This window comes from Spirilliplanes yamanashiensis (assembly GCF_016863475.1).
Taxonomy (GTDB): domain Bacteria; phylum Actinomycetota; class Actinomycetes; order Mycobacteriales; family Micromonosporaceae; genus Spirilliplanes; species Spirilliplanes yamanashiensis.
Map to the genome: position 1 here is coordinate 84,539 of NZ_BOOY01000004.1, position 26,884 is coordinate 111,422.

Below are 26,884 nucleotides of genomic sequence, written 5' to 3' on the forward strand. Positions count from 1 at the left end.
CCCCACGCTCGGCGCCGGCCGGGACGACCCGGCCGGCGCGGCGGTGGCGGTGAGCACCGTGCGGATCGCCGTCGACCTCCTCGGCGGGGATCATGGACCCGCCGTCGTGGTTGACGGCGCTCTGCAGGCCTGCAGGGCCGACCCCGGCATGCAGCTGCTCCTCGTCGGCCCCGCCTCGGTGGCCGACGGGTTCCTCCGTGCGCTCGACCCCGACCTGCGGGAACGGGTGGGCGCGCGCACCGGCCCGGCCACGGCCGCGCCCGCCCTCGGCTCCGGCCGCGGGCTCGACACCACCGTCCGCGCCGCCGTGCGCGCGGTCGCCGACGGCTCCGCCGACGCCGTCCTGTCCGCCGGTCCCACCGGCGCCACCGTCTCCGCCGCCGCGCTCGGCCTCGGCCGCTGGCCCGGCGTGCGCCGCCCGGTCCTGGCGGCCACCGTGCCCACCGCGGCCGGGCTCGCCGTGCTGCTCGACGTGGGCGCCTCCGTCGACGCCACCCCCGCCACCCTCGCCGGGCACGCGATCCTCGGCGCCGCGTACGCGTCGGTCGCCCTGGGCGAGCGCCCACGGGTGGGGCTGCTGTCCATCGGCCACGAGACCGGCAAGGGCGACCGGGTGCGCCGCGCCACCGACCCCCTGCTGCACGAGCTGGCCCTGCCCGCCGGCGCCCGGTACGCCGGGCTCGTCGAGGGCGACGACGTGGTGGCGGGCGACCGCGCCGACGTCGTGGTCACCGACGGGTTCACCGGCAACGTGCTGCTCAAGGGCCTGGAGGCCGCGTTCGACCTGACGGGCGCCCGCCCGGCCGGGGCCCCGCCGCGGGCCGCCGCCCTGCTCGGCGTGGCCGGGGTCGCCGTCGTGTGCCACGGCGCGGCCGCCCGCGCCCACATCGCCTCCGGGCTCGCGCTCGCGGCGCACCTGCACCGCACCGCCTCCGTGGCGACGCTGACCGACCTGATCACCGCACCGGGCATCGAGATGCCGGACAACTCACGAGGTGACGCATGACAGACAAGCGCCGTCGGCCGCCGGTCGGGCACCTGGAGTCCGCGTTCGGGGTCTCCCTGGACCCCGAGCTTCTGGAGCGGGCCCTGACGCACCGCTCCTACGCGTACGAGAACGGCGGCCTGCCCACCAACGAGCGGCTGGAGTTCCTCGGCGACTCGGTGCTCGGCGTCGTCATCACCACGGCGCTGTTCCACAACCACCCCGACCTGCCGGAGGGCCAGCTCGCGAAGCTGCGCGCCAGCGTGGTCAACATGCGCGCGCTGGCCGACGTGGCGCGCGGGCTGGGCCCCGAGGGGCTGGGCGCGTACCTGCTGCTCGGCAAGGGCGAGGAGACCACCGGCGGCCGCGACAAGGCCAGCATCCTGGCGGACACGCTGGAGGCCCTGCTCGGCGCGATCTACCTGGAGCACGGGCTGGAGGTCGCCGGCAAGGTGATCCACCGGCTGTTCGACCCGCTGATGGCCGAGTCCGCCGGCCGCGGCGCCGCCCTGGACTGGAAGACCAGCCTGCAGGAGCTGACCGCCGCGCTGGGGCTGGGCGTGCCGGACTACGTGATCGAGGACGCCGGGCCCGACCACGCCAAGACGTTCACCGCCTGGGTCGTCGTCGCGGGCGACCGGTACGGCGGCGCCGAGGGCCGCAGCAAGAAGGAGGCGGAGCAGCTCGCCGCCGCCGCGGCCTGGCGCACCCTGTCCGACCGGGCGGCCGGGCAGCCGTGACGGCGCCCGCCGCCGCCGAGACCCCGCCCGCCACCGCCCGGCCGGCGCCGCTGTGGGCGGCCGCCGGCGGCTGGCGCGGCGCCGGCGTGGCCGTCGGCCTGTACGCGGCGACCCGCCTGGTGCAGCTGCTGTTCGTCGACTGGCTGGGCGCGGACGAGCGCGGCGGCGTGCGCGAGCGCCTGCTGATCTGGGACGCCGGGTGGTTCCTGCGGATCGTCACCGACGGCTACCCGGCCGGCTTCAGCTACGGCGCGAACGGCGCGGTCGAGGGCTCGTCGCTGGCGTTCTTCCCGCTCTACCCGTACACGGTCAAGGCCGTCACGGTCCTCACCGGCCTGGGCCCGGAGAACGCGGCGCTCGTCGTGAGCTGGCTCGCCGGGGCGGCGGCGGCCGTCGCGCTGCACCTGCTCGGCACGACCCTGTACGGGCGCCGGGCCGGCTGGGCGCTGGTCGTGCTGTGCTGCGCGCAGCCGCTGTCGGTGGTGCTGTCGATGGCGTACTCGGAAGCGCTTTTCCTGGCCCTGGTCGCCGGGATGCTGGTGGCCGCGCACCGTCGCGTGTGGTGGGCGGCCGGCCTGCTCGGCCTGGGCGCCGCGCTGACCCGGCCCACCGGCGCCGCCGCGGCGGTCGCGCTGGCCGTGGCGGTGGCGCTGATCTGGCGCGAGGCGGGGCGGGCGGAGCGCTGGCAGGCCGGCGCGGCCGCCGTGGCCGCCCTCGCCGGGGTGCCGCTGTTCCTCGGCTGGGTCGCGCTGCGGGCCGGCAGCCCCGACGCCTGGTTCACCATCCAGACCGCGGGGTGGGGCACGTCGTTCGACGCGGGCGCGAGCACGCTGCGCTTCCTGGGCGGCGCGCTGGGCGGCGGCGACGGGTTCGTGCCGATCACCGTGGCGTTCCTGCTGCTGCTGGCCACCGTGCTGATGGTGGTGGCGCTGCGCACCCGGCCGTGGCTGCCGCTGGCCGTCTACGGGGTGCTCGCGTTCGTGCTGGTGGTCGGCCAGGCCGGTTTCTACCACTCGAAGCCGCGGCTGCTGCTGCCCGTACTGTTGGTGCTCGTCCCGCCGGTGCTGGCCGCCGCCCGCGCCCGCCCGCGGGTCGCCGCGTGGGCGCTGACGGCGTACTCGCTGGTCGGCCTCTGGTACGGCGCGTACATGCTGGACGTCTGGCCCTACACGATCTAGAAGGACGGTGCCGTGCCCGAGCTGCCCGAGGTGGAGACCGTCCGGCAGGGGCTCGCGAAGTGGGTGGCGGGCCGGCGCATCGCCGCCGCGACCGTGCACCACCCGCGGGCCATCCGCCGGCACGTGCCGGGCCCGGACCACTTCTCCGCCGTGCTGGCCGGGCGCACCGTCGTGGACGTGTCCCGGCGCGGCAAGTACCTGTGGCTGCCGCTGGACTCCGGCGACGCCGTGGTCGGCCACCTCGGCATGAGCGGCCAGCTGCTGATGCAGCCGCCCGGCACCCCCGACGAGAAGCACCTGCGGGTGCGGTTCGCGTTCGACGACGACGGCCCGGAGCTGCGGTTCGTCGACCAGCGCACGTTCGGCGGGCTGGCGGTGAGCGAGGGGGGCGCGGAGCTGCCCGCGGAGATCGCGCACATCGCCCGCGACCCGATGGACCCGCTGTTCTCCGACGCCGGGTTCGTGACGGCGCTGCGCCGCCGGCGCACCGAGGTCAAGCGCGCCCTGCTCGACCAGACCCTGATCAGCGGCGTCGGCAACATCTACGCCGACGAGGCGCTGTGGCGCGCGAAGCTGCACGGCGCCCGCCCCACGGACGCGCTCACCGGGCCCGCCGCGCTGCGCCTGCTGGGCCACGTGCGCGACGTGCTGGCCGAGGCGATCGTCGCCGGCGGCACCAGCTTCGACGCGCTCTACGTCAACGTGAACGGCGAGAGCGGCTACTTCGACCGGCGGCTGAACGCGTACGGCCGCGAGGGCGAGCCGTGCCGGCGGTGCGGCGCGCCGATCCGCCGGGAGCACTTCATGAACCGCTCGTCGTTCAGCTGCCCGCGCTGCCAGCCCCGGCCACGCTCGCGCGGGTAGGGCCGGGCGCGTCGGTGGCGACGCCGAACCCGGCGCCGCGGCGGGCCAGCAGGTGCCGCGCCGCGGTCAGCAGGGCGGTCGGCACGCCGTGCACGAGATGCCCGTCGCCGGGGCGCGCGCCGTCGCCGGTCCACCGCTGGTACGCCGCCCAGTCACCCTCGAACGTGCACAGGCGCACCTCGAGGTCCCGGTACAGCGGGTCGGTGGGGGCGCCGGGGTTGAGCACGATCCGGTGCAGCCCGCGGCGGCGCGCCACCCGCACGGCGAGCGCGACCGGGCCGATGGCGTACCGGTTGACCGGGGCGCGGTCGAGGTAGATGCCGGCGACGTCGAGCGCCGCCCAGGCATCGATGTCGGTGAGGACGTCGGCGAGCGAGCGCGACCCGAGGTCGAGGTCGACCCGGCCGAGCGCGGGCGCGGCCGGCACGACGACGGTGTCCGGCTCGTCGATGACCAGCCAGGCGCTGTCGTCGAGGACGGTGCCGGGCGCCGGGTGCGCCCACGGCGGGAAGAGGGTTCTCATGCGGGCCTTCCTCGGCGCAGGGTGAGCAGGAGTCCGGCCGCGGTGGCGGCCGCGAGCGCGAGATGCGGGTACGCGCCCGACGCGGCCAGCGGCGCGGCGGCGGCGACCGTGGTGCCGAGCAGCGGCCGGCCCCGGGCGGCGAGGACGGCGGCGACGGTGAGCACGCCGCCGAGCAGGCAGCCGGCGCTGAGGGCGAGGACGGCGTCGCGGGCGGTGCGGTGCGCGGCGGCGAACAGCGCGCCGCCGACGGCGGGCAGCGGCAGCAGCCCCGCGGCGGTGGTGACGGCGAGCCGGCGCAGCCGCCGCCGGTAGGCGCGCACCGACTCGGCGGCGGCGCGGGCGCGGGCGCGCTGGGCGGCGTGCCACCCGGCGAGCGCGTCGGCGGCCGGGACGGCGGCGAGCAGCGGCACCGCGGCGACCCAGCCGAAGGTGCGCCAGAGCCACACGGCGGCCGCGGCGGCGGCCAGCCCGCCGAGCCCGTGCGCGAGCGCGGTGCGCCAGGCGCCGGCCGGTTCGCGGGGCGCGGCGGCGGCCGGGGCGAGCAGGCGGGCGGCGGCCAGCACGAGCGCGGCGGCGGCGACCCGGGCGGCCGTGCCGTCGTCCAGCCGGGCGGGGGTGAGCTGCACGGCCGCCAGCACGGACAGTGGGACGCCCCAGCGGAGGAGCTCGGCGACGCCGCCCAGCACCGGCGCCGCCGTCAGGGCCGCGACCCCGGCGAGCGCCACCAGCCCGGCCGCCGTCCCGCCGAACCGCAGCGAGGCGAGGCACCACAGCGCCCCGGCCACCGCGAAGCCCCCGGCGAGCAGCCGCGCGGCGGCGGCCCGGCCCGCCCGGGCCCGGACGGCCGCGGCGGCGAAGCCCAGGCCGGTGCCGGCGGGGGCGGCGACGAGCAGCAGGGCCGCGGCGGCGGGCGCGCCGAGCGGGCGCACCACCGGCCACGACGCGACCAGCGCGGCCGCCGGGCCGGCCCAGCGGGCGGCCAGGGCGGCGGGGCCCGGGTGCGGGCGCGGCCGCAGCGGCGCCCAGCGGCCGCGGGCCAGGTGCGCCAGCAGCGCGCGGCTCAGGGCGTGCAGCGACGGCAGGCCGTACCGGGCGCGCGCCGTGTGGTCGGTGACGCCGAGGGCGGTCAGCGCCGCGGCGGCGTCGTGCACGTCCACGATGTCGGCGCCGCCGTCGGGCAGCCGCCGGGTCAGCTCGGCCACGGGGGCGCTCACGACGGCTCCCGGGCCAGCCACCGCACGGTCGCCGGGACCGGCACCAGCGGGGCGGGCAGCACCAGGTCGAACTCGTGCCGCGGCTCGGTGCGCACCGGCGGGGCGGCCGCGTCCTCGTACAGCGCCCGGTACGCGCGGGCCAGGTGCGCCGGGGTGTACCGGCTGCGGGCGCGCTCGCGGGCGGCCGCGGCCAGCGCGGCCCGCCGGTCCGGGTCGGTGAGCAGCGCGACGCAGGCGGCGGCCAGGTCGGCGGGGGAGTCGCGGGGGACGACGACGCCGGTGTCGCCCAGCAGCTCGGCGACCGGGCCAGTGTCCACGCCGACGACCGCGCGCCCGGCGAGCATCGCCTCCACGATGCGCTGTGGGGGCTCGTCGGGGCCGGGCAGGTGCACGATTACCTGCCCGGCCGCGTACACCCGGCGCGGGTCGCCGCCCGCGTCGACGCGCACGGCGGCGGCCAGGCCGGCCTGCTGGACGAGCTCGCGCAGGCGGCCGCGTTCGGCGTCCGGGCACAGCAGCCGCAGCGTGCAGCCGGGCACGGCGCCGAGCACGCCGGCGAACGCCTCCAGGAGCAGGTGCACCTCGGGCCCGGGCCGGGTGCCGGCCCACGCCAGCGACGGGCCGGCCATCAGCTCCGGGGTGGCGGGGTGGCGCGCCGGGTCGGCGGCGGGCGGCACGGTGACGATGGTGGCGGGGTGGGCGCCGTGGCGCAGGATCCAGCCGCGGTGGTGCGCGCTCATCGGGGCGACGAGCGCCGCCTCGGCGTACCCGGTGCGGGAGACGGCCCGGCGGAACAGCCGCAGCGCGGCGCGCACCGGCGGGGCGAGGCGCTGCTCGCCGGGCCGCTGTTCGAGCGGGGTGCGGGCCTCGGTGACCAGCAGCGGGGTGCCGTCGCGCCAGTGCGCGGCGAGCGCGGCGAGCAGCGGGGCGGTGCCGCCGACGCAGTGCGCGACGTCGACGGCGGGCAGCCGCACGGCCAGGGCGCGGCAGGCGTGGCGCAGCAGGGCGGCGGCCGTGGCGGCGTCGCCCACGCCGAGGCGCGGCGGCGGGATGCGGTCGTTGCCGGCGTCGGCGGCGCGGCTGGTGCGCCACGCGTCGAGCAGGATCTCGGCGAGGGCGACGTCGCGCAGCGGGTCGGGGTCGTCGGCGGCGAGCCGGGCGAGGCGGCGCAGCGCGTCGGTGACCATGGCGGCGCCGTGCCGCTCGTCGCCGAGCAGGCCGCGGCAGAGCAGGACGGCCGCGACGCCGGCCTCGGCCGCGCCGGCCGTTCCTGGGCGCCGCGCGCCGGGCCCGACCACGACGGCCTCGGCGGAGGCGGCGTTGGCGGGCAGCGGGTACGGCGGCGGCCCGGTCCGGGTGTCGACGAGGGTGCGCAGGTGGAACTCGTGGTCGTCCAGCGCGCCGACGAGAAGCCGGCACCAGGAGCTGAGCCCGTCGCGGCGGTAGGGGTACCCGCCCGCGGTGAGCAGCGCTACGCGCAGGGCCGGGTGATTCATGCAGAACGCAACGAGACACCCGTGATGCGGAACGGGACCGTGTCAGGTAGCTGACACAGTCCCGTCCGTTTATGTCCGTTTAGTGTGGTTCTTCCGGGGTCATTCCCGGCCGAAGATCTGTCCCCACACCAGCGTGTTGTCGACGCCCTTCACGACGCCCACCCCGATCGCCTTGAACGAGCAGTTCAGGATGTTCGCGCGGTGCCCGTCGCTGTTCATCCAGCTGTTCATGACGTCGGCGGCGTTGCGCTGGCCGCGGGCCACGTTCTCGCCGCCCGGGGCGGTGTAGCCCTCCGCGCGGGCCCGGTCGACGAAGGACCGGCCGTCGTCGCTGTCGTGGCTGATGTACAGGCCACCGTGGGTGCCCAGCTCCTGGACGTGCTTACGCATGGCCTGGCGCAGCTTGGTGTCCATCCGCACGGTGCCGCAGCCGGCCTTGCGCCGCTCGACGTTCGCCAGCCGGATGACCTCGTTCTCCTGCGACAGCATGTCGGAGCCGACCGGCCTCGGCTTCGAGGTCGTCTTCGTCGGCCGCGGCTTCGGCTTGGGCTTCGCCGGCGCGGCCTTGGGCCGGGGCGCGGCGGTCGTCTTCGCGGGCGCCGGGGCGGACGGCGCGGCCCCGCTCGCGGCCGGTGCGGCGGCCGAGGGGTCGGCGCCCGGAGCCGCGCCGGGGTCGGCGCCCGGGTCAGTGCCCGGCTGCTCGCCGCCGGCGCCGCCGGCCGGTCCGCCGGGCACGTCGGCCAGCAGGTCGGCGCGCGGGGCCTGCTCTGCGGCGACGCCCTTGCCGGTGACCCGCTCGGGCAGCAGCGCGGCGCCGACGCCGAAGGCGGTCAGCAGGGCGGCGACCGTGAGGCCCAGCGCCAGGGGCGCGGACAGCAGGTGGCGGTCCCGGTGGCGCCCGGTGACGGGGCGGCCCGTCGTCTCGTCGGTGGGTTCGACGTGCCCGTACACGCGGCAGCCTCCGCAGGTCAGTGGTGGTGGGTTCCGGCCGCGGATGACCGTATGCAGCGCTTTCGATGGGCCACAAACGAGCTAAGGAAGAAATAAGTCGGCCATAACCCCGCCTGCGTGGCGTGTCTCACTGCATGGTGGAGGTAATGCAGTTGTCGCCTGCTTGACGGAAGACGTGAGGGCGCGGACTATGGAGGTGTCGCCAGTCGCGCCCGTTTGTGTCTGCTCACGTCGCAGGCGCAGGTGCGAAACAGCTGGGCGCGCGTTGGCCGGCCGTTAACCGGCAGCGCTTTACAAGGAGACGCAACATGGCGAAGGCCCTCTACGGCCACGTAGGGATGGCGCCCGACCGGCGCCTGCTCGACGAGGTCACCCGACTGCGTGCCAGGGTGCAGGATCTGGAGTTCGAGGTCACCCGCCTCCGGGCGGAGAACGACCGTCTGGCGGCGGCGGCGACCGCCGACCACGACGATCTGCTGCGGCTGACCGAGCCCGCACTGACCTGATCACCGGGGCGCCGAACCGGGCGCCCCTCGATCCGGCACCACGAATCGCATCACCGCACAGCGCGCCGACCACCCACCAGTGGCGGCGCGCAGTCATTTCCGGGGCAAACAGGGCACGCGCGCCGAAACCTGAGCGCGCGGGTTCTGCGGGTACCCTGCTCGGAAGGCATCCGCCCCCCGAACCCCCGGAGATCCGTGCACCTCAAGAGCCTGACGGTCAAGGGCTTCAAGTCCTTCGCCTCCGCGACGACGATGCGGCTGGAGCCGGGCATCACCTGTGTGGTGGGCCCGAACGGCTCCGGCAAGTCCAACGTCGTCGACGCCATCGCCTGGGTGCTCGGCGAGCAGGGCGCCAAGGCGCTGCGCGGCGGCAAGATGGAGGACGTCATCTTCGCCGGCACCGCCGGCCGCGCGCCGCTGGGCCGCGCCGAGGTGACCCTCACGATCGACAACACCGACGGCGCCCTGCCGATCGACTACACCGAGGTCTCGATCACCCGGCGCATGTTCCGCGACGGCGCCAGCGAGTACGAGATCAACGGCAATCAGTGCCGCCTGCTCGACATCCAGGAATTGCTCTCCGATTCCGGCATCGGCCGGGAGATGCACATCATCGTCGGCCAGGGCCGGCTCGACGCGATGCTGCACGCCAAGCCGGAGGACCGCCGTTCCTTCATCGAGGAGGCCGCGGGCGTCCTCAAGCATCGCAAGCGCAAAGAGAAGGCGATCCGCAAGCTCGACGCGATGCAGACCAACCTCAACCGGCTCAACGACCTCACCGCCGAGCTGCGCCGCCAGCTCAAGCCGCTCGGCAAGCAGGCCGAGGTGGCGCGGCGCGCGGCGGGCATCCAGGCCAACCTGCGCGACGCCCGGCTGCGCCTGCTCGCCGACGACCTGCACACCCTGCGCACCACCCTCGACAAGGAGATCGCCGACGAGTCGGCGATGCGCGAGCGCCGCTCGCAGGTCGAGGAGGAGAACCGCGAGGTGCAGCGGTGGCTGGCCGACCTGGAGGCCCAGCACGCCGAGGACGCCCCGCTGCTGGCCGCCGCGCAGGACACCTGGTACCGGCTGTCCGCGCTGCAGGAGCGCTTCCGCTCCACCGAGCAGCTCGCGGGCGAGCGGCACCGGCACATGTCGGCCACCCCCGACGACGAGCGCCCCGGCCGCGACCCCGAGCAGCTGGCCGCCGAGGCCGAGCGGGTGCGCGAGCAGGAGGAGGAGCTGCGCGCCGCCCTCACCGACGACCAGGTGCGGCTCGCCGAGGCCGTCGCGCACCGGCAGGAGCTGGAGCGCAGCCTCGCCGCCGCCGAGGGCGCGCTGCGCACCGCCGCCAAGGCCATCGCCGACCGCCGCGAGGGCCTGGCGAAGCTGACCGGCCAGGTCAACGCAGCCCGCGCCCGCACCGGCAGCGCCTCGGAGGAGATCGAGCGCCTCGCCGCCGCCCACTCCGACGCGCTGACCCGCGCCGACGCCGCGCAGGCCGCCGTCGACGAGGTGTCCGCCGAGTCGACCGAGGCCGACCGCGACAACGCCGGCCTGGACGCCCGGCACGCCGAGGCCGTCGCCGCGCACGAGCAGGCGCAGGCCGTCGTCCGGGAGCTGTCCGATGCCGAGCGCAAGGCCGAGAAGGACGCCGCGAGCTGGAAGGCCCGCGAGGAGGCGCTCGCCCTCGGCCTGCGCCGCAAGGACGGCGCCGGCGCGCTGCTCGCCAAGGCCGACCAGGTGCCCGGCCTGCTGGGCAGCCTCGCCTCGATGCTCACCGTCCGGCCCGGCCACGAGGCCGCGCTCGCCGCCGCGCTCGGCGGGCTCGCCGACGCGGTGGCGCTGTCCGGCATCGACGAGGCCGTCGAGGCCCTGCGTACCCTCAAGATCCAGGACGCCGGCCGCGCCGACCTGATGATCGGCGCCCCCGCCGGCCCCGGCATGCGCGGCTCGCTGGACGCCCTGCGCCCGGCGCTGCCCGACGGCGCGGTCTGGGGCCCGGACGCCGTCGACTGCCCCGAGAACATCCGGCCCGCCGTGCACCGGGCGCTGCGCGACGTCGTGGTCGTGCCCGACCTGGCCGCCGCGGCCGCCCTGGTCGCGGCCAACGCCGAGCTGCGCGCGGTCACCCCCGAGGGCGACGTCGTCGGCGCGTACGCGGCCGCCGGCGGCTCCGCGAAGGCCACCAGCTACATCGAGGTGCAGGCCGCCGTCGACGAGGCGCGCGCCGCCCGGCTCACCGCCGAGGACTCCATCGGCGAGCTGAAGGACCAGCTCGCCGCCGCCCGCGCGGTGGTCGCCGAGCGCAAGGAGGCCGTCGAGGTCGCCGCCCGCGAGAAGCGGGCCGCCGAGAGCGAGCGCAACGCCTCCGCCCGCCGCCTCGCCGAGCTGGGCGCCGCCGCGCGCTCCGCCCGCGCCGAGAGCGAGCGGCTCGGCGCCGCGCACGCCAAGGCGGTCGCCGCCCGCGAGGCCGACCTGATGCGCCTCACCGAGCTGGAGGAACGCCTCGACGCCGCCGAGTCGACGCCGCTGGACGAGGAGCCCTCCACCGAGGAGCGCGACGAGCTCGCCGCCATGGTGCCGCAGGCCCGGCAGAACGAGATGGAGGTCCGGCTCGCCGTCCGCACCGCCGAGGAGCGGGTGTCGTCCATCGCCGGGCGCGCCGACTCGCTGCTGCGCCAGGCCCAGGCCGAGCGGGCCGCCCGCGAGCGCGCCGCCGCCCGCCGCGCCCAGCGCGCCCGCGGCGCCCAGATCGCCCGCGCCGTCGCCCTCGGCGCCCGCCGCGCCCTCGACCGCGTCGCCGCGTCGCTGGCCGAGGCCGCCGAGAAGCGCGACGAGATCGCCCGCGCCCGCACCGCCCGCGAGGCCGAGCTGCAGGAGGTGCGCGCCACCGCCAAGCGGCTCGCCGCCGACCTGGAGCGGCTCACCAGCGAGGTGCACCGCGACGAGGTGGCGCGCGCCGAGCAGCGGCTGCGCATCGAACAGCTGGAGGCCAAGGCCGCCGAGGACTTCTCCCTCGACACCGACACCCTGGTGCTCGAGTACGGCCCCGACCAGCTCGTCCCGCCGACCCAGGTGGAGGTGGCCGCCGCCGAGGCCGCGGGCGAGGAGCCGCCGGAGCCGGTGCCGTACCACCGCCCGACGCAGGAGAAGCGCGCCGCCAAGGCCGAGCGCGAGCTGACCCTGCTCGGCAAGGTCAACCCGCTGGCCCTGGAGGAGTTCGCGGCGCTGGAGGAGCGGTTCAAGTTCCTCTCCGACCAGCTCGAGGACCTCAAGGCCACCCGCCGCGACCTGCTCACCGTCGTCAAGGACGTCGACGACCGCATCCTCGAGGTGTTCACGTCGGCGTTCGAGGACACCGCGCGCGAGTTCGAGCAGGTGTTCCAGGTGCTGTTCCCCGGCGGCGAGGGCCGGCTGGTGCTGACCGACCCGGAGGACCTGCTCACCACCGGCGTCGAGGTCGAGGCCCGGCCGCCCGGCAAGAAGATCAAGCGGCTGTCGCTGCTGTCCGGCGGCGAGCGCTCGCTGACCGCGGTGGCCATGCTGTGCGCCATCTTCCGCGCCCGGCCCAGCCCGTTCTACATCATGGACGAGGTCGAGGCCGCCCTGGACGACGTCAACCTCGGCCGCCTCATTACGCTCTTCGAGCAGCTGCGGGAGAAGTCGCAGCTGCTGATCATCACGCACCAGAAGCGCACGATGGAGGTCGCCGACGCCCTGTACGGCGTCACGATGCGCGCCGGTGTCACCCAGGTGATCAGCCAGCGGATCAACCGCGAGGAAGAGGACTGACCTGATGCGTCGGCAGCCACCCCGGGCGCTGCTCATCGACTTCGACGGGGTGCTGCGGCACTTCGCCGCGCCGCCCCTGCCGGAGGCGTTCGCGTGGGAGCGGCTGCGGCCCGCGCTGGCCGGCGAGATCACCCACGAGCAGTGGCTGGCCGTCACCGCCGACGCCGTCGGCGGCGACCCGGCCGAGGCCGCGGCGACCGTCGAGCGGTGGGCCGCCGACCGCGGCACGATCGACCCGGTGGTGCTCGGGTTCGTCGCCGACGTGCGCGCCGCCGGCATCCCCGTCGGGCTGGCCACCAACGCCACCGACCGGCTGCCCGAGGACCTGGCCCACCACGGCCTGACCGATGCGTTCGACGTCGTCGTCAACTCCTCGGTGGTCGGCATCCACAAGCCGGCGCCCGGGTTCTTCGAGGCCGCCTGCGACCTCATCGGCGTGCCCGCCCCGTGGGTCATGTTCGTCGACGACGACGACCGGTCGATCCGCGCCGCCCGGGCGCTGAAGATGCTCGCGTACCGCTGGTCGGGCCCGGACGGGCTGGCGTACCTGCGCACGGTCCTGGGCCTGTCGTGACCGCCGACGCCGTGCGCGCCTTCGTCGCGCGGGTCGCCCCGTTCGACGACCTGGGCGCGCCCGTGGTCAGCACCGTGGTCGTCGACGGCGAACGCTTCGCCCTGACCGCCCGCACCGCGCGGGCCCTCGCCGAGGCGCTGCACCGCTACACCGACCCCGAGGACAACGGCCGCTGCGCCGGCTGCGGCGGCGTCCTCGACCGGCACCTGCGCTGCCGCTCCTGCGGCCGCATCGACGGCATCTTCGGCGCGACGATCGCCGACCGGCTCGCCGCGGAGGACTGAGAGCCCGGCCTGCCGAATTGCGGTTATAGTCCGTTTCATGACGACCTTTGCCGCGCCTCGCCGGCCCCGCACCCTGGCCGCGCTCGCCGCGCTGCTGCTCACCGCCGGCACCGCCTCGGCCTGCGGCGGCGACGACGCCCCGCCCGCCGCGGCCCCCACCACGCCGGCCGCCGCACCGTCGTCGTCCGCACCGCCGCCCGGCGTCACCGTCACCGGCGTCATGCGCCGCCACTTCGACCAGGTCACCGCCACCACGCAGCAGTGCATCCCGTCGGCGCCGTTCCTGGACATCCGCTCCGGCACCGCCGTGATCATCCGCGACGAGTCCGACGCCATCCTCGGCCAGTCGAAACTGGGCCCGGGCAAGTTCGACGGCGTGCGCACCTGCGCCTACGAGTTCTCGATCCCGCGGGTCCGCGACGACGCCGAGAAGTACGAACTCAGCATCAGCGGCAGCCACCGCTACCCCCGCACCCAGGCCGAACTGTCCGCCGCCGGTTGGAAGTTCGAGGTCGAACTGGGCAAGGCGGGCTGACCCACCCGCACGCGGCGCCGGCGGGGGAGTCGCGGCCGGAATCCACGCCGGACCGGGCGGGCCGCCGCTAAGGTCCGGATCGTGACTGCCGGCGACCCCGAGCCCCCGCCCGCCAACCCGGACCCCGGCCCGCCGCCCGCCCGGCGCCCGGACCAGCCCGAGCCGACAGCCCCGGAGGGGCAACGGCCGCCTTCGGCGCCACCGGCCACGGGTGGAGCCGGGGCACCGCCGCCGGTCGCCCCTGAGCCGCCGCCGGGTCCGCCCCAGGGCCCGCCGCCGGGCGGCCCGCAGGGTTCGCCGCAGGGTTCGCCGCAGGGCCCGACGCAGGGTGGGTCGTGGGGTGAGCCGGCGGGTTCGCCGCCGGGTGACCTGCAGGGTGGGTCGTGGGGTGAGCCGGCGGGTCCGCCGCCGGGTCCGCCGCCGGGCGCCCCGCAGAGCGCGCCGCCCGGCGCCCCCGTACAGTGCCGCGCCGGCCGATCCGCACGGCCCGCTGCCGGGTGCGCCCTACAGCGCGCCGCCGGGTGCGCCGCAGGGCCCGCCGCCGGGAGCGTCTGTCGGTCAGCCGCCCTACGGGCCGCCGGCCGGGCCGCCGCCCGGTCAGCCGCCCTACGGCCAGTCTCCCCACGGTCAGCAGCCCTACGGGCCGCCGCCGGGCCCGCCCTACGGGCCGCCGCCGGGCCCGCCCTACGGGCCGCCGCCGGGGCCGCCCTACGGCCCGCCGCCGGGGCCGCCCTACGGCCCGCCGCCGGGCCCGCCGAAGCGGCCCGGGATGGGCCGCACCGCCAGGATCGTGCTCATCGTCACCGCCGCGCTGGTGGCGCTGCTGGTGCTGTGCGCGGGCGTCGCCGTGGTCATGTTCCTCAACCGGGACGACGATAGGCCGGTGCCGCGGCCGACCCGGGCCGCGCCCGCGACGACGCAGGTGCGGGAGCGGACGACCGTCACCGGGCTGCTGCGGTTGCGTAATCCGGCCGCGGTGGCGCGCAACTGCCTGGCCACGTCGCCGTTCCTGGACATCGGGTCGGCGACGTCGGTGAAGCTGGTCGACGAGAACGGCGCGACGGTGGGGCGGGGGTTCCTGGGGCGCGGCACGCCGGAGGGCACCGAGTACTGCGTGTTCGACTTCGAGATTTTCCGGGTGCCGACGGACGCCGCGTCGTACGAGCTGCAGATCGGGCCGGACCGGCGGTACCCGCGGACGCGGGCGGAGCTGGTGGCCGACGACTGGCGGTTCGAGGTGGAGGTGGTCTGAGCGGCGGGCGGGGTCACTCGCCGGTTGCGCCGTCGATGGCCTCGCGCAGGAGGTCGGCGTGGCCGTTGTGGCGGGCGTACTCCTCGATCATGTGCAGGTAGATCCAGCGCAGGCTGAAGGTGTCGCCGCGCGGCCGGGTCGCCTCGTGGTCGAGGGGCAGGCCGGCCACGGCCGCGTCGCACAGGGCCAGTTCGCGGCGGTACGTGGCGAAGTCCGCCTCGGCGTCGGCGTCCGGCACGTCGTCGAAGTCGCCGTCGACGTTGTCGTCGGAGCAGTAGATGGGGCTGCCGTCCTGGGCGGCGGCGGTGTGCCGGAACCAGCCGCGCTCGACCTCGGCCATGTGCCGCACCAGGCCGAGCAGGGTGAGCGTGGTGGTGGGCACGGGCGCGAGCTTGAGCTGGTCGGCGGTCAGCCCGGAGCACTTCCACAGCAGGGTGTCGCGGTGCCGGTCGAGGAAGTTCTGCAGCTGGCGCCGCTCGTCGCCGGTGAGGATCTCGTCGGTGCGGGTGATCTGCGGTGCGGTCCACGTCATGGCCGCATTGTGCCGGGTGCCTACGTCAGGTCGAGCGCGGCGACGGTGCGCAGGTGGCCGTCCTTGGTGGTGCCCTCGATGGTGACGCGGGCGGCGCGGCCGTCGTGTTCGAGGGTGCTGACGGCGTTGCCGAAGTAGGGGCCGGCGGTCTTGCGCCAGCGCACCATGGCCTTGGGGACGCCCGCGGCGCGGGCCAGGCCGCGCATCGCCACGGCGGGGCCGCGCGCCCAGCCGAGCCGCATCAGGGGGCGCATGAACGCCGGCACCTGGTTGTGGATGGGCGAGCAGGTGAGCTGGTGAACGGGGGTGGCGGCGGCGTCGGGGCCGAGGTCGGCGCGGGCGGCGTACGAGTGGTGCACGTCGCCGGAGAGCACGCTGATCGTGGCGGGGGAGGCGTACGCCGGGCCGGACCCGACGCGCCCCGGGCCGGGCGTGCCGGTGGCGAGGTGGCGGAACAGTTCGGTGAGGGCCTCGAAGGAGCGCCGGAACGCCGCCCAGTGTTCCAGGTCGACGGCGCGGCGCAGGGTCTCGCCGAGGGCGGCGCGGCGGCCGTTGCCGGAGGCGGCCAGGGCCTCGTTCCAGGTCTCCAGGTGGTGGATGCCGGGCGGCATGAGCCACGGCAGGGAGGAGCCGACGACGAGGTGGTCGTAGTCGCCGTGGGCCTGGTCGACGAACCACTCCCACTCGGCGGCGGGCAGCATGGCGCGCTGCGGCGCGGCGAGGACCCGGGAGCAGCGGTTGTCGAGGACGACGACGCGGGTGCGGGCGATGTCGAGCGCGTAGCTCCACCGGTAGGCGCGGCTCTGCCAGCGGCGCGGGTCGTCGCCGTTGTCGGCCTCGTCGTCGACGGCGGCGCCGAAGTCGTGCAGGACGTCGGTGGCGTCGGCGGGGGACGCCTGGATCTTGGCCCACACCGGGTCGGCGGCGATCTCGTCGGGGCCTAGGTTGCCGAGGTGCTGGTACACCCAGTAGGAGGACAGCCCGGCGATGATGCGCTCGCGCCACCACGGCTTGGCGGCCTGGTCGCGGCGCCAGCCGACGGAGGTGTTCCAGTCGTCGATGATCTCGTGGTCGTCGAAGATCATCACGCTGGGCACGGTCGACAGCAGCCAGCGGATCTCCGGGTCGCGCCACGACTCGAGGTAGAGCTTCGTGTACTCCTCGTACGAGACGACCTGGTTCGACGGGCCGTCGTGGTCGCCGGGGCGGTGGTGGCGCAGGAACCGCTTGACGGTGGGCGACGCCTTGTCGGCGTACACCTGGTCGCCGAGCAGGACGATCAGGTCGGGGCGCAGGGCGGGGTCGCCGGGGGAGCGCATGAGCCGCCGGGCGTACGCGTCGAGCGCGTCGGGCGGCAGCCTGCGGCTGGTGGCGTGCTGGGTGGTCTCGCGGCACGAGCCGAAGATGAGCCGCACGGAGGCGTCGGCGGTGGCCCGGGTGCGGATGACGCTGGGCGGGTACGGCGAGCGCGGGTCGGGCCAGACGGGCCGCTCGTCGATGAGGACCTCGTACGCGGCGGACGTGCCCGGGGTCAGGTCCTCGACGACGACGAGCGCGTAGTGGTGCCCGTACGCGGAAAAGGTGTGCGCGGAGCCCCCGCCGCCGCCCTGGACGGCGACGCGGACGGTCGCGGGCGCGCTGGTCTCCACCCAGATCGTGGCGCGGTCGCCGACGACGCGGCGCAGGACGGGCCCGATCAGCAGGTGCGAGGCCGGGTCGTCCGAGGTCATGCAGGTGCCTCCGCCGTGGATCAGTGGGAGACCAGTCTCCCACTGCGCGCTGAAAGTGCCAGTGGCGGCGGACACGCACCGTCGGGCGCACCGTACCCCGGGGCATCTGTCAGGATTTCGCTATGGAGTACGTGGTCGTCGGTCTCGTTCTGCTCGGTGTGCTCATCCTGGGCGGCGTCGGCCTGCTGGTGCCGAAGCTGCGCCGGCGGGAGCTGCCGCCGCCTCCGCCGGGTGACACGACGCTGCTGGAGCGCCCGCCCGCCGCCGAGGCGGCGCCCACCGCGTCGACGGCGCCGCCGCTGCCGCCGGTGGAGGTGCCGCTGGAGGACCTGCCGCCGCTGGTCACCACCCCGGAGCTGGACCGGCCGGAGCCGACGGCGGGCCGCCTGGTGCGGCTGCGGGCCCGGCTGAGCCGTTCGCAGAACGCCCTGGGCCGCGGCCTGCTGGCGGTGCTCTCCCGCGACCACCTCGACGAGGACGCGTGGGAGGAGATCGAGGACAGCCTGATCACGGCGGACGTGGGCATCGAGCCGACCCGGGTCATCGTCGAGCGGCTGCGCGAGCGGGTCCGGGTGCTGGGCTCGCGCACGGTCACCGAGGTGCGCGAGCAGCTGGCCGAGGAGCTGACGGCGGCGCTCGACCCGGGCATGGACCGCACGCTGGCCAGCACGAAGGCGGACGGCCCCGCGGTCATCCTGGTCGTGGGCGTCAACGGCGCCGGCAAGACCACCACCTGCGGCAAGATCGCCCGGGTGCTGGTCGCCGACGGCCGCAGCGTCGTGCTGGGCGCCGCCGACACGTTCCGCGCCGCCGCCAGCGAGCAGCTCGCCACGTGGGGCGAGCGGGTGGGCGCCGAGACGGTCCGCGGCCCGGAGGGCGCCGACCCGGCCAGCGTGGCGTTCGACGCGGTGAAGCGCGGCATCGACACCGGCGTCGACACGGTGCTCATCGACACGGCGGGCCGGCTGCAGAACAAGGTCGGCCTGATGGACGAGCTGGGCAAGGTCAAGCGGGTCGTGGAGAAGCACGGCCCGGTCGACGAGACCCTGCTGATCCTCGACGCCACCACCGGCCAGAACGGCCTGGAGCAGGCCCGCGTGTTCATGGAGGCGGTGAACGTGACCGGCGTGGTGCTGACCAAGCTCGACGGCACCGCCAAGGGCGGCATCGTCATCGCCGTGCAGAACAAGCTGGGCATCCCGGTGAAGCTGGTGGGTCTGGGCGAGGGCCCGGACGACCTGGCCCCGTTCGAGCCGAAGGCGTTCGTCGACGCCCTGCTCGACGCGGGCGCGTAGGCTCGGTGTCCCACTACGACGCGGTCCGGGGCGAGGCCCGGACGACCGGGAGGCAGCGGGTGGTGCAGCAGGAGCCGGCGCGCGAGATCCCGCTGCACGGCGGCAACGTCAGCACGGTCTCGAAGCTCGGCGACACGGTCCGGCGCAACGCCGGCCCCTGGACGCCGTCGGTGCACGCCCTGCTCAACCACCTGGAGCGGGTGGGCTTCACCGGTTCCCCGCACGCCTACGGCATGGACGAGCGCGGCCGCGAGGTGCTCAGCTACGTCGAGGGCGAGTGCGGCGAGTACCCGCTGGCCCCGCACTGGGTCACCGACGAGGCGCTGGTCACGGTCGGCACGATGCTGCGGATGTTCCACGACGCCCAGTACGGTTTCGTGCCGCCGCCGAACGCGGTGTGGCGCTCGTTCGGCCCGCCGCCGCCGGACACCGAGGTCATCTGCCACCACGACGCCGCCCCGCACAACGTGATCTGGCGGCCCGACGGCACCCTGGCGCTCATCGACTTCGACCTGGCGTCGCCGGGCGCGCGCATCTACGACGTGGCGTACGCGGCCTGGACGTGGGTGCCGCTGTTCAGCGACCGGGACTCGTACACGCTGGGCTGGAAGCGGCCGAACCGGCCGCGCCGGCTGCGCATGTTCGCCGACGCGTACGGGCTGATCCCGCGCGACCGGCACCGGCTGATCCGCACGATCCGCAAGCGCATCGTCGACCACGTCGAGGGCATCCGGCGGATGGCGGCGGCGGGCGACCCGGCGTTCGTCCGGATCGTGCACAAGGGCCACCTGCGGCGCCCGATGCGCGACCTGCGGCTGCTGGACTACGAACGGCACACCCTGGAGTACGCGCTCCGGTGACAATTCCGGCCCGTTCCGCCGATAGCGGACCGGCCGCGCGGGCGCTGTGAGAGTTTCTTCACACGTACGAAACAACTGGTCACATGGCAGAAATCGCGCGAGCACGGTGTGCGAAACAGCCAGCCTGAAAAGTTTCGGCGAACCGGCCGACGGGCGCGATGCTGCCTCGCTGAGCCGGGAGGGAGGGTTCTCAACACTAGGAGGCCAGCGTGCCTGAAGCACCTGCGATCGATCCGGCAAACACAGTATTCCTGCTGGTCTCGACCGCCCTTGTGCTGCTCATGACGCCGGGTCTGGCGCTGTTCTACGGCGGCCTGAACCGGTCCAAGGGCGTTCTGAACATGATCATGATGAGCTTCTCCGCCATCGGGCTCGTCAGCGTTCTGTGGCTGTTCTACGGCTTCTCGTTCGCGTTCGGCACCAGCGAGAACGCGACGGTGAACAAGTTCTTCGGCAGCTTCTCGCAGTACCTCGGCACCAAGACCTTCCTCGGCGAGGGTGACCTCTGGGGCGCCACCGCCGAGAACCCGAGCGGCATCGGGGTCCCGCTGTACGTCTTCATGGCGTTCCAGATGGTCTTCGCGGTCATCACGGTCGCGCTGATCAGCGGCGCCATCAGTGACCGCACCAAGTTCGCCGGCTGGCTGCTGTTCGCCGGCCTGTGGGCGACGCTGGTCTACTTCCCGGTCGCGCACTGGGTGTGGGGCACCGGCTTCATCGGCGGCGGCGACGGCAACATCAAGGCGCTCGACTTCGCCGGCGGCACCGCCGTCCACATCAACGCCGGCGCCGCGGCGCTCGGCCTGGTGCTGGCGCTCGGCAAGCGGATCGGCTTCCCGACCGCGTCCTTCAAGCCGCACAACATCCCGCTGGTCGCGCTCGGCGCCGGCCTGCTGTGGTTCGGCTGGTTCGGCTTCAACGCCGGCTCCGAGCTGACCGTCGACTCGGTCGCGGGTCTCGCGTTCATCAACACCCAGGTCGCCACGGCCGCCGCGGTGCTGGGCTGGATCATCGTCGAGTGGATCCGCGACGGGAAGCCGACCGTCGTCGGCGCCTCGTCCGGCGCCATCGCCGGCCTGGTCGCCATCACCCCCGCCTGCGGTTTCATCGCCCCCTGGGCCGCCGTCCTGCTCGGCCTCGTCGCCGGTGCGGTCTGCGCCCTGGCGATCAGCCTGAAGTACAAGCTCGGCTACGACGACTCCCTCGACGTGGTCGGCGTGCACTTCGTCGGCGGCTGGATCGGCTCGCTGTGGCTGGGCCTGTTCGCCACCAACCAGGTGAACGGCGCGATCAGCGACGTCATCGGCGCCTCCGACGGCCTGTTCTACGGCGGCGGCGTCACCCAGCTCGGCCGCCAGGCCCTCGCCGGCCTCATCGTCACCGTGTTCTCGGCCGGCGTGGCGTTCCTGCTGGCCAAGGGCATCGACAAGACGATCGGCTTCCGCGCCTCGCAGGAGGCCGAGGTCGACGGCATCGACATCGCCGAGCACGCCGAGTCGGGTTACGACCTGTCCACGGCCGGCGGCAGCGGCAGCGCCGGTGGCGCGTTCGCCATGGCCGGCATCGGCCAGTCCAGCACCCCCGCCCCTGCTGCGACGGCCGCGCCGTCCAGCGAAAAGGTCGCCGGTTAATTTCGTCTCATGGAGGGACTGAGCATGAAGCTGGTGACCGCGGTCATCAAGCCGTATCAGCTCGACGCGGTGAAGGAGGCTCTGCACGCCCTGGGCGTCGCCGGGCTCACCGTGAGCGAGGTGCAGGGATACGGCCGTCAGAAGGGTCACACCGAGGTGTACCGGGGCGCCGAGTACACGGTGGAGTTCCTGCCGAAGATCAAGATCGAGGTGATCACGGACGAGATCGACGTCGACAAGGTCGTCGACGCCGTCGTCACCTCGGCGCGCACGGGCAAGATCGGCGACGGCAAGGTCTGGGTCACCGGGGTCGAGGACGTCATCCGCGTCCGCACCGGTGAGCGCGGCCTGGACGCGCTCTGATCGAGCAGGCACACGTGATCGGGGAGAGGACCGCCGCGCCGGACCTCTCCCTGGTCGCGTCATCCGACAACATCGGCGCCGCCGCCCGCGACCAGCGGGCGGCGGCGTTCGACGCGTGGCTGCCCGGGCTGCTGCCGAAGGACCTGCCCGGGGTGGCGCTGGTCGCCGTGGGCGGCCTGGGCCGGCGCGAGTGCGCCCCGCACAGCGACCTGGACCTGGTGCTGCTCCACAACGGCACGCCCGGCATCGACCGGATCGCCGCCCAGATCTGGTACCCGGTGTGGGACGCCAGGCTGGGCCTCGACCACTCGGTGCGCACCCTGTCGGAGGCGCTGAGCGTCGCCGTCGACGACGTGAAGGTGGCGCTGGGGCTGCTCGACGCCCGCTTCCTCGCCGGCGACCGGGCCGTCGCCGACGAGCTGGCCGCCGCGGCCGCCGACCAGTGGCGGCGCACCGCCGTGCGGATGCTGCCCGCCCTGCGCGAGATCACCGAGCAGCGCTGGGCCGCGCACGGCGAACTGGCCTTCCTGCTGGAGGGCGACCTGAAGGAGGCCGCCGGCGGCCTGCGCGACGTGACGATCCTGCGCGGCATCGCCCGCGCCGGGGTCGCCGACACCATGCGCCCCGCCGTGCGCGCCGCGAACCTGCGCCTGCTCGACACCCGCGACGCGCTGCACCTGTCCGTCGGGCGGCGCGTCGACCGGCTCGTCGCCCAGGAGCGCGAGGCCGTCGCCCGGCTGCTCGGCGCCGACGACGGCGACGCCCTGCTGCGCCGGATCAGCGGCGACGCCCGGATCGTCGCGCACGCCCTGGACGACGCCTGGCGCGCCGCCGAGCGGCTGCGCAACGGCCGCCGCCGCGGCGGCCCGCCCGGCCCGCCGGTGCGCCGGCCCGTCGCCCGCGACGTCGTCGAGCAGGACGGCGAGCTGGTGCTGGCCCGCACCGCCATCGGGCCGCGCCCCGACCCGTCGCTGTCGCTGCGGGTGGCCGCCGCGGCCGCCACCGCGAAGCTGCCCATCGCCCGCGCCACCTGCGAGTGGCTGGCCGCGTACTGCCCGCCGCTGCCGACGCCGTGGCCGGCCGCCGCGCGGTCCGCGTTCGTCACCCTGCTGGGCTCCGGAGCCGGGCTGCTGCCCACCTGGGAGGCCTGCGACCGGTACGGGCTGGTCGACGCGTGGCTGCCCGAGTGGGCGCGCATGCGCAGCCTGCCGCAGCACCACCCGGTGCACCGGTTCACCCTCGACCGGCACCTGGTGCAGGCCGCCTACGAGGCCACCGCGTACGCCCGCGACGTGGACCGCCCTGACCTGCTGCTCATCGGGGCGTTCCTGCACGACGTCGGCAAGGGCCTGCCCGGCGACCACAGCGTCGTCGGCGCGCCCATCGCCCGCGACGTCGCCGCCCGCATCGGCCTGCCGCCGGACGAGGCGGACCTGATCGGCGAGCTGGTCCGGCTGCACCTGCTGCTGCCCGACGTGGCCACCCGCCGCGACCTGGCCGACCCGGTCACCATCTCCACCGTCGCCGAGCAGGTGCGCAGCGCCCAGACGCTCGACCTGCTGCACGCGCTCACCCGCGCCGACTCGCACGCCACCGGCCCGGCCGCCTGGTCGGACTGGAAGGGCCGGCTCATCGCCGAGCTGGTCCGCCGGGTGCACGCCAACCTGGACACCGGCGCCCTGCCGGCGGTGCGCGAGCCCGACCCCGAGCTGCTGGACGGCCCGCTACCCGCCGTGCACCTCGACGGCGACCGGGTGGCCGTGGCCGCCGCCGACCGGCGCGGCCTGCTCGGCGCGGTCGCCGCCTGCCTGGCGATGCACCGGCTCGACGTGGTCGCCGCCGACACGTCCACCGTGGACGGCCGCGCCCTGGTCGAGTTCCGGGTGCAGCCCCGCTACGGCACCCCGGCCGACCCGGTGGCGCTGGCCGCCGACCTGCGCCGCGTGGCCGCCGGGGACCCGTCGGTGACGCAGCGGCTGCGCGCCCGCACCGCGGCCACCCGCGGCGGCGCCGCGCCGCGGGTGGTGTGGCACCGCGAGGCCGCGACGGACGCGGTCGTGCTGGAGCTGCGCGCCGCCGACTCCGCCGGGCTGCTGCACCGGGTCGCCACCGCCCTCGACGAGGCCGGGGCGGAGGTGCGCGCCGCGCGCATCTCGACCCTCGGCGGCGACGTCGTGGACGCGTTCTACCTGGTCGGCGCGTGGGCCGACGCGGCGGCGCGGGCGGCCGTCGAGGAGCGCGTGCTGCAGGCCGCCGGCGGCTCGTGAGACGCCCTGTCGCGGCGGTGTGACGGCCGTTACGATCTGCGGCCATGCGTCTGCGGAGATCCGTTCTCGTCGTCGTGCCGGCCGTGCTGCTCGCGGCGTCCGTGCCCCTGGCCTTCGCCGCCGTCGACCCGGCGGTCAGGCAGTCCCGCGTCACCGGCGTGGGCGTGCACAACTCCTATGAGAAGGCCGTCTTCCCGTACCTCGCGGACGCGCTCGACAGCGGGGCGAGCCTCGTCGAGATCGACGTGTGGGTGTCCACCGTCGGTCCGCGGTGGCGGGTCAACCACGACCTGCCGGTGGGCACGAAGGACTGGGGCCAGCGCAACAACTGCACCAGCGGCGGCCTGCGCTCCGGCGGCGGCAACCAGGGCCTCGACCGCTGCTTCGAGAACCTGCGGCTGTGGCACGACCAGAACCCCGGCCACCGGCCGATCACCGTCAAGATCGAGTTCAAGAACGGCTTCAACCAGACGTACGGCGCCGGCCCGGCCGCCTTCGACGCGCTGGTGCGCGCCAAGCTGGGCGACACCGTGTTCACTCCGGGCGACCTGCTCGGCGACCACCCCACCCTGGACGCCGCCGCGAAGGCCGACAACTGGCCCACCCGCGAGCGGATGGCCGGCCGGTTCATGATCGAGGTCGTCCCCGGCACGTTCGAGCGCGGCAACCCGTTCGACAAGCTGCACACCGACGTCGAGTACGGCCGCTGGGTGCGCGACAACCCGCGCACCGCCCAGGCGTTCCCGACGGTGCTGGACGCCCAGGCCGGCGACCCGCGCACCCGCTTCGCGGAGCCGTCCGTCCGGCCGTGGTTCGTCGTCTTCGACGGCAACGCCACGTCCTACGCCGGCGGCGGCGTCGACCCGCAGTGGTACGGCGACAACAACTACTACCTGGTGATGACCGGCGCGCACGGCGTCGCGCCCGCCCTCGACGCGACGAACCCGCCCGCGGCGGCGGCGCGCGAGCGCGTCGAGTGGCTCGCGAAGCGGCACGCCAGCATCGTCTCGACGGACTGGGCGCGGCTCGGCGAGGTGCTGGAGCTGGAGCTGCCGCGCGGCTGAGGCCGCCGAGGCCCGTCAGCTGATCCGGCCGTCCTTCTCCAGCACCGCGTCGACGATCCGGCGGCGGTTGCCGCGGTCGGAGAAGGCGAAGAACGCGTCGATGCGCTGCAGCCGGTCGTCGTCCACCTTGAACCGGCGGCCGACGCTGGTGACGATCGCGTCCACGGCGGCGTCGTGGTCGGTGACGCTGACGCCCAGCGACGGGTACAGCTCGTCGCGGGCGCCGATGTTCGCGCTGTGCAGCACGCGCTCCGCGAACGGGTAGTAGACGACCGGGCGGCGCAGGTACAGCGCGTCGAACGACACCGACGAGTAGTCGGTCACCAGCAGCTGCGCGCCCGAGATGAGGTCGGCGAAGCTGGGCAGGTCCTCGAACGCCAGCACGTCGACCCGGTCGCCGACGGTGAACGTGCGGGCGTAGCGGCTCATCCGCGGGTGCAGCCCGAACCTGATCCGCTTGCCCGCCACGTCCAGCGCCGACAGCAGCCGCTCGTCGGTGAGCAGCCGCTGCCAGGCGTTGTGGAACTCCGACTGGCGGAACCGGGCCGGCGACGCGTCGTCCAGGAACGACCGCCAGGTCGGCAGCACCAGGATGTAGTCGTCCTCGCGGCGCTCCAGCAGGTCGTGCCGGGCCAGGCCGGTCAGCTTCAGGGTGTCCGGCGACAGCTTGTAGCGCAGGTGGTGCAGCAGCGCGGTGTACTCGCTCGGCGCCGACGAGCAGAACGTGTGGTAGCTGCGGGTGCCCAGCCACGCCGACAGGTCGGAGCGGATGATGCCGTGCTGCAGGAAGTTCAGCTTGTACGGCCCACGGTCCACGGCGCGGCCGTACTGCTGCCACGGCTTGATGTACATGTCGTCCACGTGCGACGTGAAGAAGTGCGCGGCGCCGTACAGCAGCTTCCAGTGCGCCATCGAGCCGTAGCCGACCAGCTCGAAGCCCTCGGCGTCGAGCCGCTTCCAGTCGGGCGACTTGCGGTCCAGCACGAACGCGATCCGGTCGTGGACGTTGTTGTCGCGCACGTACCGGTACAGCGCCTCGCCGTTGTCGGCGGCCTTGTTGAAGCGGTCGCCGAACACCCAGTAGCCGTTCGGCCGGGTGTTCTGCAGGGTGCCCAGGTTGGCGGTGACGAACTTGCGCACGTCGCGGCCGCGGACCGCCTTGTGGGTCATGCGGGCCAGCTCGGCGGCGCGCACCGCGCCCCGCCCGGCCCGGCCCTGGAAGACGCGCATCCGCTCGCGCAGCGAGCGCAGCTGGTGCGACAGCTCGGTGTTGCGGGTCTGCATGAAGTGCAGGATCAGCGGGGTGTGCCGGCCCGCCTCGATGAGGTCGACGAGCTGGGCGTACGACGGGTTCGCGGCCAGCCGCAGCCGGTCGTAGCCGTAGTCGGCGCACGCCGCGCGCACGATCTCGATCGCCCGGTCCGCCTGCTCGGGCGCGATGAGCGCCAGCTTCGGCAGGTAGAAGTTGCGGATCAGCGAGACGATCCGGTAGCTGACGATGGCCTGGCCGAAGTACTCCAGCAGCGCCTCCTCCAGCCCGGCGAAGACGAGCGGCAGCTGCTCGTACAGGTTGATCCGGATGTGGCTGGTCAGGCTGTCCGTGCGGCCCATCGTGGCCAGGTACACCACGTCGTTGATCTTCGTGAGCCGCTCGGCGCGGACCACGCAGGACATGTCGAAGATCTCGTCCTCGCTGCTGGCGATGTCCTCGCGGAAGCGCAGCCCGTTGTCGCGGATCAGGCCGGTGCGGTAGATCGACTTCAGCACGCCGGGGCGGCGGGTCAGCAGGTCCGCCTTGACCGCGTAGCTGCCGTCGTTGACGAACGGCTGCGGCAGGGTGAAGTCCGTCCACAGCCGCGACTCGATGCCCTCGCGCGCCGGCACCCCGACCCGCGCCGCGATGACGATGTCGCTGCGGTGCCGCTCCATCGCCCGCAGCAGCGTCGTGTAGCCGTCGCCGTGCACCCGGTCGTCCGGGTCCATGAAGATGACGTACTCGCCCCGGGCGGCGTCGATGCCGGCGTTGCGCGGCCGGCCGGCCGCCCCCGACGCGGTGTCGAAGTGGATCGGGAACACGTTCGCCGGGTGCTCGGCGCGGAACCGCTCGATGAGCGCGCGCGTGCCGTCGGTGGAGCCGTCGTCCACCGGGATGATCTCGAACGAGTCGAAGGCGGACTGGCGGGTCAGGGAGCGGAAGGCGTCCTCGATGAACTCCTCGACGTTGTGGCAGGCGAGGATGACGGAGACCGTGGGCAAGAGGGGT

Annotated in this window: 23 protein-coding genes; 16 read left to right on the forward strand and 7 right to left on the reverse strand. The window is 75.1% G+C overall.

Going from position 1 to position 26,884, the window contains the following annotated elements:
* Positions 1-43: 43 nt before the first annotated feature.
* From Sya03_RS03985 to mutM, 4 genes are read left to right on the forward strand one after another with little or no spacing between them, the layout of a single operon-like run.
* Positions 44-1,006, forward strand: a complete 963-nt coding sequence (locus Sya03_RS03985) for a phosphate acyltransferase PlsX (protein ID WP_239107099.1) — start codon at positions 44-46, stop codon at positions 1,004-1,006.
* A complete protein-coding gene (gene rnc, locus Sya03_RS03990; RefSeq protein ID WP_203936771.1) occupies positions 1,003-1,725 on the forward strand; it encodes a ribonuclease III in 723 nt (240 codons plus the stop codon). The genes Sya03_RS03985 and rnc overlap by 4 nt, the downstream gene beginning before the upstream one ends.
* Positions 1,722-2,903 carry a putative hexosyltransferase gene (locus Sya03_RS03995; protein WP_203936772.1) on the forward strand — a complete coding sequence of 394 codons (1,182 nt, stop codon included), beginning with the start codon at positions 1,722-1,724 and terminating at the stop codon, positions 2,901-2,903. The genes rnc and Sya03_RS03995 overlap by 4 nt, the downstream gene beginning before the upstream one ends.
* 12 nt (positions 2,904-2,915) lie before the next feature.
* Positions 2,916-3,767 (forward strand): bifunctional DNA-formamidopyrimidine glycosylase/DNA-(apurinic or apyrimidinic site) lyase, encoded by an 852-nt coding sequence (mutM, locus tag Sya03_RS04000; RefSeq protein WP_203936773.1) that lies wholly within the window; start codon positions 2,916-2,918, stop codon positions 3,765-3,767.
* Here the strand turns inward: mutM and Sya03_RS04005 are convergent.
* The 4 genes from Sya03_RS04005 to Sya03_RS04020 all read right to left on the reverse strand — a co-directional run bounded on the left by Sya03_RS04005 (position 3,724) and on the right by Sya03_RS04020 (position 7,951).
* Positions 3,724-4,290, reverse strand: coding sequence for a spherulation-specific family 4 protein (locus Sya03_RS04005; protein ID WP_203936774.1), 567 nt, complete (start codon positions 4,288-4,290; stop codon positions 3,724-3,726). The genes mutM and Sya03_RS04005 overlap by 44 nt on opposite strands.
* The gene (locus Sya03_RS04010; protein WP_203936775.1) at positions 4,287-5,504 is read right to left on the reverse strand and encodes a hypothetical protein; all 1,218 of its coding nucleotides are present in this window, start codon (positions 5,502-5,504) and stop codon (positions 4,287-4,289) included. The genes Sya03_RS04005 and Sya03_RS04010 overlap by 4 nt, the downstream gene beginning before the upstream one ends.
* The gene (locus Sya03_RS04015; protein ID WP_203936776.1) at positions 5,501-7,000 is read right to left on the reverse strand and encodes a DUF3492 domain-containing protein; all 1,500 of its coding nucleotides are present in this window, start codon (positions 6,998-7,000) and stop codon (positions 5,501-5,503) included. The genes Sya03_RS04010 and Sya03_RS04015 overlap by 4 nt, the downstream gene beginning before the upstream one ends.
* A gap of 99 nt (positions 7,001-7,099) precedes the next feature.
* Positions 7,100-7,951 (reverse strand): CAP domain-containing protein, encoded by an 852-nt coding sequence (locus tag Sya03_RS04020; protein ID WP_203936777.1) that lies wholly within the window; start codon positions 7,949-7,951, stop codon positions 7,100-7,102.
* 308 nt (positions 7,952-8,259) lie between these two features.
* On the opposite strand from Sya03_RS04020, the gene Sya03_RS04025 reads away from it, so the two are divergent.
* The 6 genes from Sya03_RS04025 to Sya03_RS04050 all read left to right on the forward strand — a co-directional run bounded on the left by Sya03_RS04025 (position 8,260) and on the right by Sya03_RS04050 (position 14,879).
* Entirely contained in the window at positions 8,260-8,457 is a 198-nt protein-coding gene (locus Sya03_RS04025) for a hypothetical protein (protein ID WP_203936778.1), read from the forward strand.
* A 195-nt stretch (positions 8,458-8,652) separates the two neighbouring features.
* Positions 8,653-12,234 (forward strand): chromosome segregation protein SMC, encoded by a 3,582-nt coding sequence (smc, locus tag Sya03_RS04030; RefSeq protein WP_203936779.1) that lies wholly within the window; start codon positions 8,653-8,655, stop codon positions 12,232-12,234.
* A gap of 4 nt (positions 12,235-12,238) precedes the next feature.
* Positions 12,239-12,808 carry an HAD family hydrolase gene (locus Sya03_RS04035; RefSeq protein WP_203936780.1) on the forward strand — a complete coding sequence of 190 codons (570 nt, stop codon included), beginning with the start codon at positions 12,239-12,241 and terminating at the stop codon, positions 12,806-12,808.
* On the forward strand, positions 12,805-13,092 hold the full coding sequence (locus Sya03_RS04040) for a hypothetical protein (protein WP_203936781.1): 288 nt from the start codon (positions 12,805-12,807) through the stop codon (positions 13,090-13,092). The genes Sya03_RS04035 and Sya03_RS04040 overlap by 4 nt, the downstream gene beginning before the upstream one ends.
* Positions 13,093-13,129: 37 nt before the next feature.
* Positions 13,130-13,627, forward strand: a complete 498-nt coding sequence (locus Sya03_RS04045) for a hypothetical protein (protein WP_203936782.1) — start codon at positions 13,130-13,132, stop codon at positions 13,625-13,627.
* Between the two features lie 769 nt (positions 13,628-14,396).
* Positions 14,397-14,879 carry a hypothetical protein gene (locus Sya03_RS04050; RefSeq protein ID WP_203936783.1) on the forward strand — a complete coding sequence of 161 codons (483 nt, stop codon included), beginning with the start codon at positions 14,397-14,399 and terminating at the stop codon, positions 14,877-14,879.
* Positions 14,880-14,892: 13 nt separating this feature from the next.
* On the opposite strand, the gene Sya03_RS04055 is transcribed toward Sya03_RS04050, so the two are convergent.
* Complete coding sequence (locus Sya03_RS04055; RefSeq protein ID WP_203936784.1) at positions 14,893-15,411, reverse strand: DinB family protein; 519 nt, start codon at positions 15,409-15,411, stop codon at positions 14,893-14,895.
* Positions 15,412-15,431: 20 nt separating this feature from the next.
* Positions 15,432-17,141 (reverse strand): alkaline phosphatase D family protein, encoded by a 1,710-nt coding sequence (locus Sya03_RS04060; protein ID WP_203936785.1) that lies wholly within the window; start codon positions 17,139-17,141, stop codon positions 15,432-15,434.
* A 122-nt stretch (positions 17,142-17,263) separates the two neighbouring features.
* Between Sya03_RS04060 and ftsY the strand changes: the two genes are divergently transcribed.
* The 6 genes from ftsY to Sya03_RS04090 all read left to right on the forward strand — a co-directional run bounded on the left by ftsY (position 17,264) and on the right by Sya03_RS04090 (position 24,621).
* Positions 17,264-18,436 (forward strand): signal recognition particle-docking protein FtsY, encoded by a 1,173-nt coding sequence (gene ftsY, locus Sya03_RS04065; RefSeq protein ID WP_203936786.1) that lies wholly within the window; start codon positions 17,264-17,266, stop codon positions 18,434-18,436.
* A 62-nt stretch (positions 18,437-18,498) separates the two neighbouring features.
* Positions 18,499-19,296, forward strand: coding sequence for a phosphotransferase (locus Sya03_RS04070; RefSeq protein ID WP_203936820.1), 798 nt, complete (start codon positions 18,499-18,501; stop codon positions 19,294-19,296).
* Positions 19,297-19,505: 209 nt separating this feature from the next.
* Complete coding sequence (locus tag Sya03_RS04075; RefSeq protein WP_203936787.1) at positions 19,506-20,927, forward strand: ammonium transporter; 1,422 nt, start codon at positions 19,506-19,508, stop codon at positions 20,925-20,927.
* 24 nt (positions 20,928-20,951) lie between these two features.
* Positions 20,952-21,290, forward strand: a complete 339-nt coding sequence (locus Sya03_RS04080) for a P-II family nitrogen regulator (protein WP_203936821.1) — start codon at positions 20,952-20,954, stop codon at positions 21,288-21,290.
* A 14-nt stretch (positions 21,291-21,304) separates the two neighbouring features.
* Complete coding sequence (locus tag Sya03_RS04085) at positions 21,305-23,557, forward strand: [protein-PII] uridylyltransferase (protein ID WP_239107095.1); 2,253 nt, start codon at positions 21,305-21,307, stop codon at positions 23,555-23,557.
* A 44-nt stretch (positions 23,558-23,601) separates the two neighbouring features.
* The gene (locus tag Sya03_RS04090) at positions 23,602-24,621 is read left to right on the forward strand and encodes a phosphatidylinositol-specific phospholipase C domain-containing protein (RefSeq protein ID WP_203936788.1); all 1,020 of its coding nucleotides are present in this window, start codon (positions 23,602-23,604) and stop codon (positions 24,619-24,621) included.
* A 15-nt stretch (positions 24,622-24,636) separates the two neighbouring features.
* Here the strand turns inward: Sya03_RS04090 and Sya03_RS04095 are convergent, their stop codons facing one another.
* Positions 24,637-26,877, reverse strand: a complete 2,241-nt coding sequence (locus tag Sya03_RS04095; protein ID WP_203936789.1) for a bifunctional glycosyltransferase/CDP-glycerol:glycerophosphate glycerophosphotransferase — start codon at positions 26,875-26,877, stop codon at positions 24,637-24,639.
* Positions 26,878-26,884 lie beyond the last annotated feature (7 nt).

Bases quoted from the DNA above. Each gene is read 5' to 3' on its own strand.
- rnc (WP_203936771.1), top strand. From the start codon at position 1,003: ATGACAGACAAGCGCCGTCGGCCGCCGGTCGGGCACCTGGAGTCCGCG.
- Sya03_RS04005 (WP_203936774.1), bottom strand. From the start codon at position 4,290: ATGAGAACCCTCTTCCCGCCGTGGGCGCACCCGGCGCCCGGCACCGTC.
- Sya03_RS04015 (WP_203936776.1), bottom strand. From the start codon at position 7,000: ATGAATCACCCGGCCCTGCGCGTAGCGCTGCTCACCGCGGGCGGGTAC.
- Sya03_RS04025 (WP_203936778.1), top strand. From the start codon at position 8,260: ATGGCGAAGGCCCTCTACGGCCACGTAGGGATGGCGCCCGACCGGCGC.
- Sya03_RS04035 (WP_203936780.1), top strand. From the start codon at position 12,239: ATGCGTCGGCAGCCACCCCGGGCGCTGCTCATCGACTTCGACGGGGTG.
- Sya03_RS04045 (WP_203936782.1), top strand. From the start codon at position 13,130: ATGACGACCTTTGCCGCGCCTCGCCGGCCCCGCACCCTGGCCGCGCTC.
- Sya03_RS04050 (WP_203936783.1), top strand. From the start codon at position 14,397: ATGGGCCGCACCGCCAGGATCGTGCTCATCGTCACCGCCGCGCTGGTG.
- Sya03_RS04055 (WP_203936784.1), bottom strand. From the start codon at position 15,411: ATGACGTGGACCGCACCGCAGATCACCCGCACCGACGAGATCCTCACC.
- Sya03_RS04060 (WP_203936785.1), bottom strand. From the start codon at position 17,141: ATGACCTCGGACGACCCGGCCTCGCACCTGCTGATCGGGCCCGTCCTG.
- ftsY (WP_203936786.1), top strand. From the start codon at position 17,264: ATGGAGTACGTGGTCGTCGGTCTCGTTCTGCTCGGTGTGCTCATCCTG.
- Sya03_RS04080 (WP_203936821.1), top strand. From the start codon at position 20,952: ATGAAGCTGGTGACCGCGGTCATCAAGCCGTATCAGCTCGACGCGGTG.
- Sya03_RS04090 (WP_203936788.1), top strand. From the start codon at position 23,602: ATGCGTCTGCGGAGATCCGTTCTCGTCGTCGTGCCGGCCGTGCTGCTC.